This window comes from Ezakiella massiliensis (assembly GCF_059862345.1).
The window spans coordinates 455,285-470,824 of the sequence record NZ_JCBCEO010000001.1; the positions used below are offsets into that span (position 1 = coordinate 455,285).

The following is a 15,540-nucleotide window of genomic DNA, read 5'->3' on the forward strand; positions in this document are numbered from 1 at the left end:
TCTCCTCCAGAATAATTATACAATATAAATAAAACTTTCTCCAGACTTTCTTAACCATAATATTTTTGAAATTTAAATGTATTGACTCATTCTCTAAATAAGTTATAATATAAACGGAGGTTGTTTATGGATTCAAAAGACACTAAAATATATAAAATGGCTTTATATGCTGCAGAGTCCATGATAAGAAGTGGATCTGAAACTTATAGAGCTGAAGATACTATTAAAAGAATGCTCGCCAGTCGAGATATTCATAATATATCCACCTTTGTATCGCCAACTGTAGTAATTATTGGTGATAATACCCAAGATGGGATGTGCTTTATTCAAAACATAGATAAAAGATCATCAAACTTATCAAGGATAGAGCTTATTAATAATCTAAGTAGGTCCTATGTAAATCATGAAATTGATACAGACGAAGCTTTTGAAAAACTCAAAGAAATTAATGCACATAGTCCCTATCCTTATTGGCTGATAATTTTTGGAGGTGCACTTGGATGCGCTATTTTCTCAATACTTATTGGTGGAAATATCAGCGATTTTATTGCAACATTAATTGCAAGTTCAATCTCTTTCCATAGCTGTGAAAAAATAATTGAACATACTAATGCACAGTTTTTAGGTTTCTTTGTTTCATCACTAATGGTAACACTAATAGCAATTGGTCTAAACAAGATTGGTCTAGGACAAAACCTTGATTCTACAATAGTTGGATCAGTCCTTCCACTAGTACCTGGAGTAGCGCTTACAGCAGGTGTTCGCGATTTTATGAGTGGAGACCTGTTAAGTGGTATGGCCAGAGTTATGGAAGCTGTTACAATAGCTATTGCAATTGCTTTTGGAGTTGGTTTTACAATTACATTTTTCACATTCTTTGGAGGTGTATTATGACTTGGTTAAAAATATTTGCTCTTAGTACAATTGCTGGCTTAAGTTTTTGCTTTATCTTTTCAGTCAGACCAAGAAATATGATCGTTTGTGCTTTATTTTCTGGCATGACATGGACCAGCTTGCAATATCTCCAATCCTTGGGAGTTAATTCTGTATTTGCAACTCTTATTTCTGGATTCTTATTAGGCATAGGGACAGAAATCGCCGCTGTAAAATTAAAGTCACCAGCTATTAATTTTATTATAATTGGTTTTATTCCACTTGTTCCTGGACTAAAGACTTATCAAGGTATCTTAAACCTGATCCAAGGAAATCAAAACGCTGGTGTGGCTTTACTATTTGAAGCCTCATTTATTGCAGTTGCAATTGCCGTATCAATTATGGTTAGCTCTTCATTAGCTAGGGCATTTAGATTGAAAGTCAAAAAAAAATAGCCCATTAAGGCTATTTTGCAAAATTAAATATTCTAATTATCATTACAATAGACTCTTCACAGGTAACATTCCTCATAGGGTCTATTTTTTTCGTGCTATCCCCTTTTATTATTCCAGTATTTAACAAAGTTTGAACTGATTTTTTTGCCCAGCTTGCAACTTGGTCCATATCCACTACATCAACTTGCTTTTGCTCATCAATACTTGCATTTAATAAGTTTAAGAATCTTTCAAGTATAGTTGCCATTTCTTGCTTGGTTAAATTTAATTCACCTGCAAAACGATTGCCTTCCAGGCCACCAACCCCATTAACCAATCCTAAACTATGGGCTAAATTTATATCCTTGTCCGTGACATCATCAAAAGTCAAATTAACATCTGCTTTTTTCTTACCTATATAAGAATTTAGCTTCATTAAAACTTTAGTAAATTCATATCTAGTTATAGGACGACTAACATCATCCTTAAAACTGGAAAGAATCAGACCCATTTTAATAGCTGTGTCCATTTCATTCTTGCTCCAGTAAGAAGATTTTTTAACATAAGAATCATGTCCTAAAATAATAGGATCTATAAATTCTGTTTTTATATTTTCTCCATCCTTATCGTATGAATATCTGAGCCTTATTGAAACAAGTGTATTATTTGCATTCATCTCAGCCCTGTCTTCAAAGGGTGAAAATCTAAGTTCATTTACACTTGCATCTACAGTGTGTAAGGGCTTTTCTCTTTCACTTAAGTACTTATTTTGATCGAGTTTAACATCCATCTCAACTAAAACATTACTTATTTCACCGCTGGCAATGGCCTCTTTCATATCACTATTGATATTCCAGGAAATCTTTACATATTTATCATCTTGAGCATCTATCTCCCCAACTAAATTATCAAAAGTATAGACTTGGCTTGCAAGACATTGAGATGAAATAAGTACTATAAGCAATAATAAAATTGCTATTTTCTTCATAATTCCTCCTTAATTCTATGACGATAATAACTTATATCGCCATATTCAGTTGTTATTACAACTCTATTTTCATCTAAAAATTCTCTGTATTTTTTAAGTTCAGAGTTCAGAGTGAAAAACGCAAAGGAAAATACTAAGGCTGATCTAAAGAAGGTTTTCTCACCTACATATTTTTTCATAACAGATGACGGCAATATAAAATATAAGAGCGAAAAGCATCCAATGGGAATAACTTTTTTATCCATATCTTCATAAGAGCCATCAAAATAATCTGTGAACATCCACAGTAGATCATCTAATGATTTTGTAGTGCTTATTATAATTTGATTATCATTAATATAAGCCTTTAAACTATTGAGAAATTTTACAAACTGATCTTTTGATAAAATATTTTCAAAATCAAGTTTATTTATAAAATCATAATTATACTCCATATCTTCCTCCGATAACTAATTATACAATATTTTGCCATTAATTGCAATAAAAAAGGGCCTTAAGCCCTCTTTCCTAGAAATCCCAAGTAAGTTTTCTGCCTCCAATTAAATGAAAGTGAAGGTGTCTTACTGATTGACCACCATCTTCTCCAACATTGGAAACAACCCTGTAACCATCATCCAAACCAAGTTTTTTTGCAACTTCTTCAATCTTTAAAAATATATGACCTACATTTTTTGCATCTTCTTCAGTTAATTTATCCACTCCATCAATGTGTCTCTTAGGAATAAAGAGTACGTGCACTGGTGCTACTGGATTAATATCCTCGAATGCATAACATATATCATCTTCATAAACAAGCTTTGACGGAATATCACCTTTAACTATTTTGCAGAACAAACAATCCATTTTAAATTACCTCCTTGATTTTTTAATTCTACATCCACAACTTGATTTATCTTCAAATCTGAATTTTCATTTGCATCTATTTCGGCTCTAATGTAATTTGAAGTATAGCCTATAAACTTTCCTTTTGACCTCTCCTCTATCAAAACTCTTTCTCTCTTATCCACCATGCTTCTGAAAAATTCATCTTCTAATTCTTCGGAGACATCACGAAGTAAGTGAGCTCTCTCATTTTTTGTTTGAGGATCTACTTGATCCATTAGTGCGGCCTTTGTATTCTTCCTAATTGAATAAGGAAAAACATGGATCCTAGAAAGTTTTATGTCCTTTACATAATCTAAAGTATCTTTGAAGTCATCATCCGTTTCATTTGGAAAGCCAACGATAACGTCGGATGTGATGCCTGCATCCGGAAAATACTTACGAATCATTTTGACCTTTTCTTTAAAAACTTCTCTTGTATACTTCCTGTTCATTAATTTTAAAATTTTATCACAACCTGATTGAAGGGATAAATGAAAATGCCTGCAAAAGTGTTCTATCTTAGAAACTCTCTCTAAAAAGTCATCCGTTATTACACTTATCTCTAAGCTTGAAAGCCTGATTCTCATATCCTTATCAACTTCAGCTACAGCTTCAATAGCATCTATAAGTTTATAACCGTCCAAATCTTTTCCGTAGCTTGCAACTTCAATGCCGGTAATTACAAGTTCTTTAACACCGCTTTCCTTTAAATACTGGGTTTCTTTTTTTATAGTCTCTATATCACGAGAACGCACTCTTCCCCTGGCGTATGGAATAATGCAATAGGTGCAAAAATTATCGCAACCATCTTGAATCTTTAAAAACGCCCTGGTCTTTTCGCCTGTAGAATGAATTGGCAAATTTTCATAGACCCTGTATTTGGAAATATCACTCACCGCATTAGTTTTTTCTCCAAGTTTTAATGCATGGTCATTAATAATATCTACGACCTTCATCTTATCAATATTTCCATAAACTATATTTACATTTTTATTTTTTAATAATTCATCTTTTGAAACTTGGGAGTAGCAACCCATAATAATCGAAAGATTATCAGGGTTAATTCTTCTATTGCGTCCAAGGGCCTGCCTGCTTTTTTTATCGCTCTCATTGGTTACTGAGCAAGAATTTAATATAAATACGTCGCAAATATCATCTTCTACAAGTTCATAACCTAAAGCATCAAGCGCTTTAGAAAGAGCCATGCTCTCAACAAAATTTACCTTACATCCCAGTGTCTTAATCTTTACTTTCATATGCCTCCACGCAAGAATTTATAATCGATAATGCAGAAAATCCTGCTAATTCCGATCTTAATATCCTCGAAAATAATCTAATTGGCTTCACGCCATTTTGTATTGCAAAATCAACTTCATCTTTGTGATAACCTCCCTCAGGTCCTACAAAAATTGAAATTGAATCTATATTTTTTAAGTCTAAATTTCCTATATAATTTGAATCTTCAAGCTCATATAATATAAGGCTCAAATCATCTTGTTTTGCATTTAATACTGCATCTTTAAAATCAACTGTCTCAGAGATTTCCGGTAGAAAGCTTCCCTTCGACTGTTGGGCAGCTTCTTTTAATATCCCATAATTTCTTTCGCTAACAAAATTTCTATCCTTAATAGCTTCTGTAAACCTAGTAACAACAGGTATAAATTCAGAAACTCCAAGAGCTGTGCAATATTTAAATACACTTTCCATCTTCTTTTTATCTATAACTGATTGAAAGAGAGTTATTTTTGGTCCAAGATTTTTTATCTCTAATTTTTCTATTGATTGGAGCTTAGCCGAGTTCTTACTCACTTCAACTATCTCGCATAGATAAAGCTCTCCATTAATAACCGCTTCAATTTTATCTCCAAGACCAAGCCTTCTAGCTTTAATCATGTGCTTATAATCGCCATCAGTCAAAATAAAGTCGTTCAAGAAAACTCTATCCACGGTACTCTCCAGTTATTCTTGTCCACTCATTCATTTTTTCCTTAGACAAAATTTCAAAGCCCTTTTCAATCATAGCGGCTTCTACAATTTCATCTTTCTTATCTACAATACCTGATAAAATAATTTTTCCGTCAGGTTTTATCCTCTTAGAAAAACCTTCCATCATATCAACTAGGGTTTCAGCATAAATATTGGATAAAATATAGTCGTATTGCTTTATATCTACATCTCTAAAATCTTTTTTAAATAAATTTATTTTATCTTGAACGCCATTTAATAATAAATTTTCCTCGGCGCTTTTAATTGCTAAATCATCTATTTCATAAGCATCAACCTTGCAATCAAAATATTTTGCACATGCAACTGCTAAAATCCCACTTCCAGTACCTACATCAAGCACATGGCCGTGAGGTTTAATGTTATCTATTTCCTTTAGCATCAAAAATGTTGTCTCATGACTACCAGTGCCAAAGGCCATACCAGGATTTATAACTACAGAATTCTCATGGTGGACGTCCCATTTAGGTTCTACAATTAAAGATTCAGAAACTTTTATAGGTTTGAAATATTTTTTCCAATCATTTTCATAGTCGGCTTCCATAATGTCCTTTTCAGTGAGCTCATATTCAAAGTCCGCATGAGATTTAAAATAGTTTTTTAATTCGGTTGGATTATCTAAATAACATTTAAAAGAAATATATTCCGATTGTTCCATTACCGATTCATCTATATAATCCCAGTTTCTCTCTCTTTCGCTAAACTCCTTATAAATCTCAGAATCAACAACCTCATATGAGTCAACTCCACAAATGGACAAAAGCACTTCCATTTGCTCTTCAATTGCCCTATTTACCTTTATGCTAATTTCTTTCATAATTACCTCATCGAATTTTTAATCTTATTCTTTAACTTTGAAAACCAATATTTTAATTTATATCCCCTAGGCCTCGCGGGTCGTGGTTCGTCATTGTCATCATCATAAAACTCTTCTAAGAGTTCTCTTTGTTTATCAGTTAATTTTGTTGGGGTTTTAACTTTAATGACAATATACATATCTCCCCTATAATCACTGTCATACCTATATAAACCCTTGCTATTTATTTTTATGACATAATCATTTTGCGTTCCTGCAGGGATTTCTATAGTTTCAATTTCACCGTCGATATTATTAATCTTTTTGTTTGCACCTAAGGCAGCATCCACAAAAGTAGTGTCATATTCTGTAATAACATCATAATTATCAATTTCAAAATTCGTATCATTTATAACGTGAATAACCAGATATAAATTACCGTCTCTACCACCATTAATGCCTCCATCACCAAATGGGCCAACATTTATTATATTGCCATCCTGAATTCCTCTTTTGATAGTAACAGTTTTTTCTACTTTCTTCTTTAATCTACCATTTCCTTTGCATTTTTTACATGGATTTTTTATAACTTTTCCCTTGCCATGGCATTTTGGGCATTCGCCTTCAGTCTGCACCATGCCAAACATAGTTTGTCTAGTAGAAAATACCCGGCCGCTACCATTGCATTCAGGACATACTTCAACATCTTTCGAACTTTCTGCTCCACTGCCGTCGCACTCATCACAATTTACAATTCTATTGTAAGTAAAAGAAACTTCTTTATCTTGCAAAGTTTCTGATAATTTTACAGTAATATCAACCCTGGCATCATTTCCATCTTGGGCATTTGACCTGGTCCGTCCATAAGAAAATCCACCGCCAAAAAAATCGCCAAAATTATTGAATATATCACTAAAAATATCTTCAAAGCCACCGCCAGAAAAGCCACCGCTTCCATCAGTTGTTCCGTAGTTATCATACATTCTTCTTTTGGATTCATCTCCAAGTACTTCATAAGCGGCTGATACTTCTTTAAACTTTTCTTGAGCTTCTAAATCGCCATCGTTTAAGTCTGGGTGATATTTTTTAGCTAGCCTTCTGTAACTAGTTTTTATTTCCTCTTGACTAGCGGTTCTTTCAACTTCTAAAACCTCATATAAATCTCTCATTAAAACTCCCTCTAATGTGAATAAAATATTTAAACATAATTCATTTATATTTTAACACAAAGACATATATTTTGCTAATTTTTAAACATAAGAAAAGCCCAATCTCTAAAAAATTTTAGCTAATGGGCTTTTTTCAAATTATAAATTATCTACTTAAGCAGGTAGATTAATTAGTCTTCATCTACAACTTCATAGTCACCATCAACAACATCGTCTCCTCCGTTGCCATTGTCATCTCCTCCTGGAGTTTGACCTGCAGCTCCTGCAGCTTCATAGGCTTTTTGACTTATTCTGTAGAAAACTTCTGTTAATTCATCTGTTTTAGATTTAATTTCGTCAAAATTATCACCTTCAGCAACTTTCTTTAATGCTTCAAGTTTTTCTTCGACTTCTTTCTTATCGGCTTCATCAATTTTACCTTCTAAATCTTTTAGACTCTTTTCTGTTTGATAAATCAATTGATCAGCATTGTTTTTAATTTCGATGTTTTCTTTATTCTTTTTATCCTCTGCTTCAAATTTCTTAGCTTCATCAACTTTCTTCTTAATATCATCTTCTGATAGATTTGTTGAAGATGTGATAGTAATTGATTGTTGTTTACCTGTTGCCATATCCTTAGCGCTAACGTTTACAATACCATTTGCGTCTATATCAAAGGTTACTTCAATTTGTGGGATTCCTCTTGGAGCTGGTGCTATTCCTGTTAATTGGAAGCGGCCGAGAGTTGTATTATCCTTTGCAAATTCTCTTTCACCTTGCAATACGTGAATATCAACTGATGTTTGTGAGTCAGCAGCAGTTGTAAAGATTTGACTCTTCTTTGTAGGAATTGTTGTATTTCTTTCAATCAATCTGGTTGTAACTCCACCAAGAGTTTCAAGTCCTAATGATAGAGGTGTTACATCAAGTAAGAGCAAGTCTTTAACTTCACCTGTTAAAACACCACCTTGAATTGCTGCACCAAGTGCAACACATTCGTCTGGGTTAATATCCTTTTGTGGATCTTTGCCTGTTAAAGCCTTTACTTCATCTTGAACTGCTGGGATTCTAGTTGAACCACCAACCAAAAGAACCTTATCCAAATCATTTACAGATATACCAGCGTCTTTAATACATTCTTTAACTGGTTCGATTGTCTTTTCAACTAAGTCGTGAGTGAGTTCATTGAACTTTGCACGAGTAATATCCATGTTTAAGTGGATTGGTCCACTTGCAGTTGCAGTAATAAATGGTAGGTTGATGTTTGTTGTCATTGTTGATGACAATTCTTTCTTAGCTTTTTCTGCAGCTTCTTTTAGTCTTTGTAAACTCATCTTATCAGCTTTAAGGTCAACGCCATGTTCTTTCTTAAATTCTTCTGCAATATAGTCAATAAGTTTATTATCAAAGTCATCGCCACCAAGCTTATTGTTTCCTCTTGTTGCAAGAACTTCAAAAACGCCATCTCCGAGTTCTAGGATTGAAACGTCAAATGTTCCTCCACCTAAGTCGTAAACCATAATCTTGTGTTGGCCGTGCTCTTTATCCATACCATAAGCTAAAGCTGCAGCTGTTGGCTCGTTAATAATTCTCTTTACGTCTAAACCAGCAATGCGTCCAGCATCTTTTGTTGCTTGTCTTTGAGCGTCTGTAAAATATGCAGGAACAGTAATAACTGCTTCTTTAACTGGTTCTCCCAAATAGCTTTCTGCGTCTGATTTTAATTTTTGTAAAATCATTGCTGAAATTTCTTCTGGTCCGTAATCTTTTCCATCAATATTAATTTTATGATCGCTACCCATTTCTCTCTTTATAGAAGAGATTGTTCTTTCTGGGTTTGTAACAGCTTGTCTCTTTGCTGTTTCACCAACTAGTCTTTCGCCATCTTTTGTAAAGGCAACTATACTTGGTGTAGTTCTATTTCCTTCAATATTTGTAATAACAGTGGGTTCTCCACCTTCCATAAATGAAACACATGAATTTGTTGTTCCTAAGTCAATACCAATAACTTTACTCATAATAATTTCCTCCTATTTTGATACTTTTACCATTGCTGGTCTTAAAACTTTTTCGTCTTTAATAAATCCTGTTTTTAATGTTTCTATAATCTTACCACTTTCTACGCCTTCTGCTTCTTCCATCATTACTGCATAATGTAAATTTGGATCAAAGTCAGCGTCTTTGGTTTTCATAAGCTCAATGCCCTGAGACTTTAAAGCCTCAATAATCTGATTGTAAATCATTTGGACCCCTTCTTTTGTGCTTGGGTCTTCAATGTGGCTAAGGGCGATTTCAAAATTATCAATAACCGGAAAAAGTGTTTCGGCCATTTTTTCGATACCTATACCGACACTTTCTAATTCAATTTTCTTTGATCTGTTCCTATAATTTGTAAAATCTGCTTGTAGCCTTACCAATTGATTCTTTAATGAATCTATCTCAGCATTAAGTTTTTCTTCATCCTCAGAAGCCTCTTTTTCTAAATCGAGGTCCTCTTCTTTTGTTACTTTTAATTCTTCATCTTTTAATACATCTTGTTTCAAGTCTTTATCCATCATACCTTACCTCTATTTTTATTTATTATTGATTTTAAATCTCTATCCAGTCCTATTATTGTTGCTACAGCCTCAGAATAATTAATTCTGATTGGCGCAATAAGGCCAAAAGATGCTATCCTATCTTCATCAATACTATAATTCGAAGTAATAATAGCTAAACTGGAGAGTGGATCATCTTCATCATCACTTAAGTAAACTTTGATGCCGTCCTTATCCTCGTGAGTAAGAACATCTCTAATCTCAGTATCATCACTCATCAAATTTGCAACTTGACGAACCTTGTCAATGTCATCGAAATCTGGATGATTTAATAGTCTTGATATACCTGATAACTGAAGTTCATCTGATCTTTTCTTTTTAATATCATTAACAATATCATTTAAAACCTTTAAGTCCTTATAAAAAGTAAAATTAAAAAGTGGAAGCAAATTGTCTACCAGATATTTAGTGGACTTATTTTTAAAATTATCTCCTAAAAATCTGTTAAATTTTTCCGTACTTATAAAATCATTTGCCTCTTCAGTTGTAATTAGCTTGGTAAAAATTTCATCATCACTTAGCATTACAGCAAAAATATAAGAATTGCTAGATACTTCTTTTATAAATATATCCTTAACAATTCCATTCTTATCTTTGCTGATAAAGGTTAGTGAAGCATAATCTGTTATCTCGTTTAAAACCGTCCCTATTTTAGATAAGGTATTTTTTATCTCCCTGTCGCCATCTTCTAAATAATTTCTTACATTTGCATTAGGCAGTCTACTTTCAGAGAGCTCTTTATCGATTAGATTTGAAACATAAAGCTTAAGTCCTTTTATTGAAGGGATTCTTCCACTTGATTGATGGGTCTTAGTTAAATAACCAAGCTCTTCCAAATCACTCATAACATTTCTAATAGTAGCCGATGATAAATCTAGATCATAACTTTTAACAAGCGTTCTTGACCCAATTGGAGCTCCGCTAAGGATAAAGCTCTCGATAATTCCCTGTAAAATTGTGGCTTCTCTTGAACTTAACATAACGCACCTCCTAATTTTTATTAGCAATCACTCTTGGTGAGTGCTAACTACATTTATATTATACCACTATAAATCTTTTTTAAACACAAAATGATAAAATATTTTAAAATAAAATAAAAACTCTCCAGGCAAGAGAGTTTTGTGCAGAAATTTTATTTACTTTTTAAGCATATTAATATTAAAAGCAAAACTTTTTTCAATAGTGTTCCTCCATTTTATAATAATAAATCAACTTCTACTAAGTTGGATAAATCAAAGCCCTTTTCAGTTAGACTTACAAAATCTTTATCGTTTATAATGAGTCCGTTATCTTCGTGAACTTTTAAATTAAACATTTTATCAAAATCTACATTGAATTTTTCTTTGAAAAATTTTTTATCTATTCCCTTGGCAGTCCTTAGAGCTAAAAAAGAATATTCGCTCATCATATCCTCTTTAGAAAGCTCGTACTCAATATCATAAGGTATTTTATTATTATCTATTCGCTTATAGTAATCAAAAAGTTTTACAGGATTTTTAGTCCTCATATTATTTATAAATCCACTGGCACCAAGACCAAGTCCTAAATACTCGCTTAAATTCCAGTATCTTGAATTATGCTTGCTCTCGTATCCAGCTTTTGAAAAGCTCGAAACTTCATATCTACGATATCCTCTAGACTTTAAATAATGACAAAACTCATGGTATATCTCCCTATCTAACTCATCGTCTAATAATTTAATTTTCCCTTCCTTAACTTGTCTATAGAGCAAAGTTTTTTCTTCAAGTATAAGTGAATAGGCACTTATATGAGGAATATTTAAATCAGCCAAAAGTTTTGCATCCCTTAAAGTTGTCTCTACATTTGTATTAGGAAGCGATAGAATTATATCTGCAGAAATATTATTTATAGATTCTTTTTGTAGGAAATCAATTGTATCTAAAAACATATTTAAAGTTGATTTGCGTCCAATTAAATCTAATATTTCTTGATTTGAATTTTGAAAACCTACACTAGCCCTATTTACGCCTGCTTTTTTTAAATTTTTTATCCACTTGTTATCAATTGTTTCCGGATTTATTTCAATAGTAATTTCAGCTTTTGAACTCACTTTAAATTTTTTATAGATACAATCTAATATCTTATAAATTTGATCACTTGTGAGTAATGAAGGTGTGCCGCCACCAAAATATATGGTATCAACTTCCCTATCAGCAAAATTATCTGCAAGAATATTTATTTCTCTTAATAAATATTCAGTATATTCATCGATTTTTTGACTGTTATTAGGAACCATTGTTAAAAAGTCGCAATAATTGCACTTGCTTCTGCAAAATGGTATGTGCATATATATTCCAAGGCTTTGCATCATTCCTTACCCCAAACCTTCCATTTATTTCTTTCATTGGCTTGCAAAATCTTATCAGAATTTTCAAGATATTTATCTATTTTTTCTATACACAGATCCTTGTGTTCAGGAAATTTTGCCAGTAATGGTAAAGCGTTTGTCTTGTGACTAGCTTTTATTATTGTATCAATATTAATATTCTTTAAAATCTCTCTTTCCTCTTCAAGTGACTCCCTAATACTTAACCTTTTAAATGACTGATCTTGGACAAGTTTTTTTAAGGGAGCTCTTTTAAATATAACTGTAGTTACAAAGATAATTTCAAAAGGTTTTATCTGATTGATTAAAATGGGTGTTTTGGTTCTGTGATCTTCTGTGAATTCCTTGCCGCCCAAGCCCAACATAAAATAAGTGCTGTAACTTATACCTAGCCTATCAAGCTTATGGCAAGCCTCAATTGAATCTGAAACACTATGACCCTTCTTTTGAAAATCCAAGACTAAATCGCTGCCACTTTCAAGGCCCAAGCATAACCTATCCATGCCCATATCTTTTAATTTTAATAACTCTTCATCAGTTTTATTTAAAACATCATTTGCCCTTGCAAACATAGAAATATAATCCACATCAAAATTCACATTTAAAATTTTAAAAATCTCTAGCAGGTAATCCGTCTTTATACATAGGGGATTGCCTTCAAGCAAGGTAAATTTTGTGGGCTTTCTATTAATCTTATCTAATTCACATTTACGCTTAACTATATATTCTTTAATCTCTTCAATGGGAAATATTTTAAATTTTTGCCTATAATTTAAATCGCAATACAAACAACGCTGATACGAGCAGCCCATAGTTACAGGTATCATTTCATTGTGCATTTCACTCATTGGTGTATACATATAAATTGGATAAAAATCATCCACAAAAATCATCCCCCTAATCATTATAACATATGTAAGAAAAAAGCTGCAAAAATGCAGCTATAATTATTTTTCTTTATATTTTAACACTTCCAAGAAAGCTTCTTGAGGTACATCGACATTACCTACTGACCTCATGCGCTTCTTACCTTCTTTTTGCTTTTCAAGAAGTTTCTTCTTTCTAGAAATATCCCCACCATAACACTTGGCCAAAACGTCTTTTCTAAGAGCGGAGATAGTTTCACGGGCAATTATCTTAGAACCAATTGCAGCTTGAATAGGAACAGCAAATTGATGTTTAGGAATAACATCCTTTAACCTCTCTGCTATATCACGACCTCTTGTGTAGGCCTTGCTTTCATGAACAATTAAGCTAAATGCGTCTACAAGTTCGCCATTGATTAAAATATCTAACTTAACAAGATCTGATTTTTGATAACCGCATAGTTCATAGTCAAGTGAAGCATAACCTTTGGTATTTGATTTTAGAGCATCAAAGAAATCATAAATAACTTCGTTTAATGGCAATTTAAAATTAATGCTTACTCTGCGCTCATCCAGATAGTGCATACCCAAATATTCACCGCGTCTATCAATACAAATATCCATAATGTTACCAACATAGTCTTTTGGAGCCATTATTTCAGCCTCAACCATTGGCTCTTCTATATAATCAATTTCAGAAACTGGAGGCAGGTTAGTTGGGTTTTGAATTTCTAACATTTCTCCATCTGTCTTATGAACTCTATAGATAACACTTGGTGCAGTTGCGATAATATTCAAATCAAATTCGCGGTCAATTCTTTCTTGGATAATTTCCATGTGTAAAAGACCCAAGAAACCACACCTAAAGCCAAAACCAAGTGCCTTTGATGTCTCAGCCTCAAAAACTAATGAAGCATCATTTACTTGAAGCTTTTCAAGAGCTTCTCTAACTGTATTATAATCTTGTCCTTCAGATGGATATACACCGCAGTAAACCATGGGAACTACTTTTTTATAGCCTGGAAGTGATTCCGCTGTTGGATTATCTGCATCTGTAACTGTATCACCAACACGTGCATCTTTAACTTCTTTAATAGCTGCTGTAAAATATCCAACCTCTCCAGAAGCTAGCTCATCAACTTGCTTCATGGTAGTTACATTTACGCCAACCTCTGTGACTTCGTATTCCTTTCCTGTGCTCATTAGTCTTATATTCATACCTGGCTTGATTTTGCCTTCAAAAACTCTAATATAAGAAACAACGCCCAGATATTGATCATAGTATGAGTCAAAGATTAAGGCCTTAAGTGGACCATCATCATTTCCATCTGGTGCTGGAACATTTTTTACAATATCCTCTAAGACGTCTTTGATATTAAGACCTGTCTTTGCAGATATTAAAGGAACATCCTCCGCATCAATGCCAATTAAATCTTCGATTTCATGCTTAACTTCCTCTGGCCTTGCTGAAGGAAGGTCCATCTTATTAATAACAGGAAGAATTTCCAAGTCTTGGTCAAGGGCAAGATAAACATTGCCTAGAGTTTGTGCTTCAACGCCTTGAGTAGCATCCACTACCAAAACTGCACCCTCACAAGCAGCCAAAGATCTAGAAACTTCGTAGTTAAAGTCAACATGGCCTGGTGTATCTATTAGATTTAAGGCATAAGTATTTCCATCATCAGCCTTGTAATCTAATCTAACCGCTTTTAATTTAATTGTAATACCTCTTTCACGCTCCAGATCCATGCTGTCTAGTGTCTGTTGTTTCAAATTTCTTTTTTCAACTGTATTCGTAGACTCCAATAATCTATCTGCAAGTGTGCTCTTGCCGTGATCGATATGTGCAATTATCGAAAAGTTTCTAATATGTTCTTTTTTCAATTAAGTCCTCCAAATCTATTAAAAGGAAATACCCTCAATACACATCTTCCGTCTATCGATTTTCTATTAACAGGGCCAAAAAATCTGGAATCCTTGCTTGCATTTGGAAGTCTATTGTCCCCAAGCACGAAAACTTCATCGTCCTCTAATGTGTAATCAACATTTCCTTCTGTATATAAATTATCAATATAATTTTCTTCTAAAACTTGGCCGTTTAAAATAACTTGACCATCCATAATTTTTATATTATCTCCACCAACAGCCACAATTCTTTTAACATAAAAATCATTGCCAGTTAGTTCCTTGTCTTTTATAACTACAATATCTCCCCGGTCATATTTATAAAAAATCTTATCGATCTTTAATTCAACCAGCCTATCGCTATTGTGCAGGGTTGGAAACATACTCTTGCCCCTAACAACTGTAAATGTAAAAATAAATTTTGTAATTAAAAGTGCTGCTATAAATGCAAACGCAATTGACTTAACCCATTCCATCAGCTCACGCTTCCAATTGATTTTTTGATCATCTGTATTGTCTTGCTCATTTTCAGAGTTTATTTGACTATTTTCTTGTGGATTTATTTCATTCATTTTTCTCTCCTATATAAGTAATCATGTAGTTATATTACATCACATTTCCTGAGATTTGTCAATTTTAATTTATTAAAAATAAAAAATAAAAAGTTAAATTTCCCCTCATCATTCTTTGATTTATGTGGGATTATGGTGTATAATGT

General features: G+C 33.0%; 16 protein-coding genes. 2 read left to right on the forward strand and 14 right to left on the reverse strand.

All coding sequences use genetic code 11. The annotated features are described in order from the left end of the window. The first annotated feature begins 126 nt into the window (after nucleotides 1-126). Nucleotides 127-894, forward strand: coding sequence for a threonine/serine exporter family protein (locus AC6FXG_RS02150; RefSeq protein ID WP_075573559.1), 768 nt, complete (start codon nucleotides 127-129; stop codon nucleotides 892-894). After that, nucleotides 891-1,328, forward strand: a complete 438-nt coding sequence (locus AC6FXG_RS02155; protein WP_075573558.1) for a threonine/serine exporter family protein — start codon at nucleotides 891-893, stop codon at nucleotides 1,326-1,328. The genes AC6FXG_RS02150 and AC6FXG_RS02155 overlap by 4 nt, the downstream gene beginning before the upstream one ends. A 10-nt stretch (nucleotides 1,329-1,338) precedes the next feature. Here AC6FXG_RS02155 and AC6FXG_RS02160 read toward each other — a convergent pair whose 3' ends face one another. The 14 genes from AC6FXG_RS02160 to lepB all read right to left on the reverse strand — a co-directional run bounded on the left by AC6FXG_RS02160 (nucleotide 1,339) and on the right by lepB (nucleotide 15,394). Next, nucleotides 1,339-2,295, reverse strand: a complete 957-nt coding sequence (locus tag AC6FXG_RS02160; protein WP_500571366.1) for an S-layer homology domain-containing protein — start codon at nucleotides 2,293-2,295, stop codon at nucleotides 1,339-1,341. Then, complete coding sequence (locus tag AC6FXG_RS02165; RefSeq protein ID WP_500571367.1) at nucleotides 2,292-2,729, reverse strand: hypothetical protein; 438 nt, start codon at nucleotides 2,727-2,729, stop codon at nucleotides 2,292-2,294. The genes AC6FXG_RS02160 and AC6FXG_RS02165 overlap by 4 nt, the downstream gene beginning before the upstream one ends. Before the next feature lie 73 nt (nucleotides 2,730-2,802). Next, nucleotides 2,803-3,138 carry a histidine triad nucleotide-binding protein gene (locus tag AC6FXG_RS02170; protein ID WP_075573555.1) on the reverse strand — a complete coding sequence of 112 codons (336 nt, stop codon included), beginning with the start codon at nucleotides 3,136-3,138 and terminating at the stop codon, nucleotides 2,803-2,805. Further along, nucleotides 3,114-4,415 carry a tRNA (N(6)-L-threonylcarbamoyladenosine(37)-C(2))-methylthiotransferase MtaB gene (mtaB, locus tag AC6FXG_RS02175; RefSeq protein WP_500571368.1) on the reverse strand — a complete coding sequence of 434 codons (1,302 nt, stop codon included), beginning with the start codon at nucleotides 4,413-4,415 and terminating at the stop codon, nucleotides 3,114-3,116. Before mtaB ends, AC6FXG_RS02170 begins: the two co-directional genes overlap by 25 nt. Further along, complete coding sequence (locus AC6FXG_RS02180) at nucleotides 4,399-5,106, reverse strand: RsmE family RNA methyltransferase (protein ID WP_500571369.1); 708 nt, start codon at nucleotides 5,104-5,106, stop codon at nucleotides 4,399-4,401. The genes mtaB and AC6FXG_RS02180 overlap by 17 nt, the downstream gene beginning before the upstream one ends. Next, complete coding sequence (locus AC6FXG_RS02185) at nucleotides 5,099-5,980, reverse strand: 50S ribosomal protein L11 methyltransferase (protein WP_500571370.1); 882 nt, start codon at nucleotides 5,978-5,980, stop codon at nucleotides 5,099-5,101. The genes AC6FXG_RS02180 and AC6FXG_RS02185 overlap by 8 nt, the downstream gene beginning before the upstream one ends. Nucleotides 5,981-5,982: 2 nt before the next feature. After that, entirely contained in the window at nucleotides 5,983-7,128 is a 1,146-nt protein-coding gene (dnaJ, locus tag AC6FXG_RS02190; protein WP_500571371.1) for a molecular chaperone DnaJ, read from the reverse strand. A 170-nt stretch (nucleotides 7,129-7,298) separates the two neighbouring features. Further along, nucleotides 7,299-9,125, reverse strand: coding sequence for a molecular chaperone DnaK (gene dnaK, locus AC6FXG_RS02195; RefSeq protein ID WP_500571372.1), 1,827 nt, complete (start codon nucleotides 9,123-9,125; stop codon nucleotides 7,299-7,301). A 12-nt stretch (nucleotides 9,126-9,137) separates the two neighbouring features. Beyond that, nucleotides 9,138-9,665 (reverse strand): nucleotide exchange factor GrpE, encoded by a 528-nt coding sequence (locus AC6FXG_RS02200; protein ID WP_099950734.1) that lies wholly within the window; start codon nucleotides 9,663-9,665, stop codon nucleotides 9,138-9,140. Further along, nucleotides 9,662-10,684, reverse strand: a complete 1,023-nt coding sequence (hrcA, locus tag AC6FXG_RS02205; protein WP_500571373.1) for a heat-inducible transcriptional repressor HrcA — start codon at nucleotides 10,682-10,684, stop codon at nucleotides 9,662-9,664. Before hrcA ends, AC6FXG_RS02200 begins: the two co-directional genes overlap by 4 nt. 215 nt (nucleotides 10,685-10,899) lie before the next feature. Next, nucleotides 10,900-12,036, reverse strand: coding sequence for a radical SAM family heme chaperone HemW (gene hemW / locus AC6FXG_RS02210; RefSeq protein WP_500571374.1), 1,137 nt, complete (start codon nucleotides 12,034-12,036; stop codon nucleotides 10,900-10,902). Then, nucleotides 12,033-12,935, reverse strand: a complete 903-nt coding sequence (locus AC6FXG_RS02215; protein ID WP_500571375.1) for a radical SAM protein — start codon at nucleotides 12,933-12,935, stop codon at nucleotides 12,033-12,035. Before AC6FXG_RS02215 ends, hemW begins: the two co-directional genes overlap by 4 nt. Before the next feature lie 63 nt (nucleotides 12,936-12,998). Further along, nucleotides 12,999-14,801 (reverse strand): translation elongation factor 4, encoded by a 1,803-nt coding sequence (gene lepA / locus AC6FXG_RS02220; protein ID WP_500571376.1) that lies wholly within the window; start codon nucleotides 14,799-14,801, stop codon nucleotides 12,999-13,001. Beyond that, entirely contained in the window at nucleotides 14,798-15,394 is a 597-nt protein-coding gene (gene lepB / locus AC6FXG_RS02225; RefSeq protein WP_500571377.1) for a signal peptidase I, read from the reverse strand. The genes lepA and lepB overlap by 4 nt, the downstream gene beginning before the upstream one ends. Nucleotides 15,395-15,540: the final 146 nt, after the last annotated feature.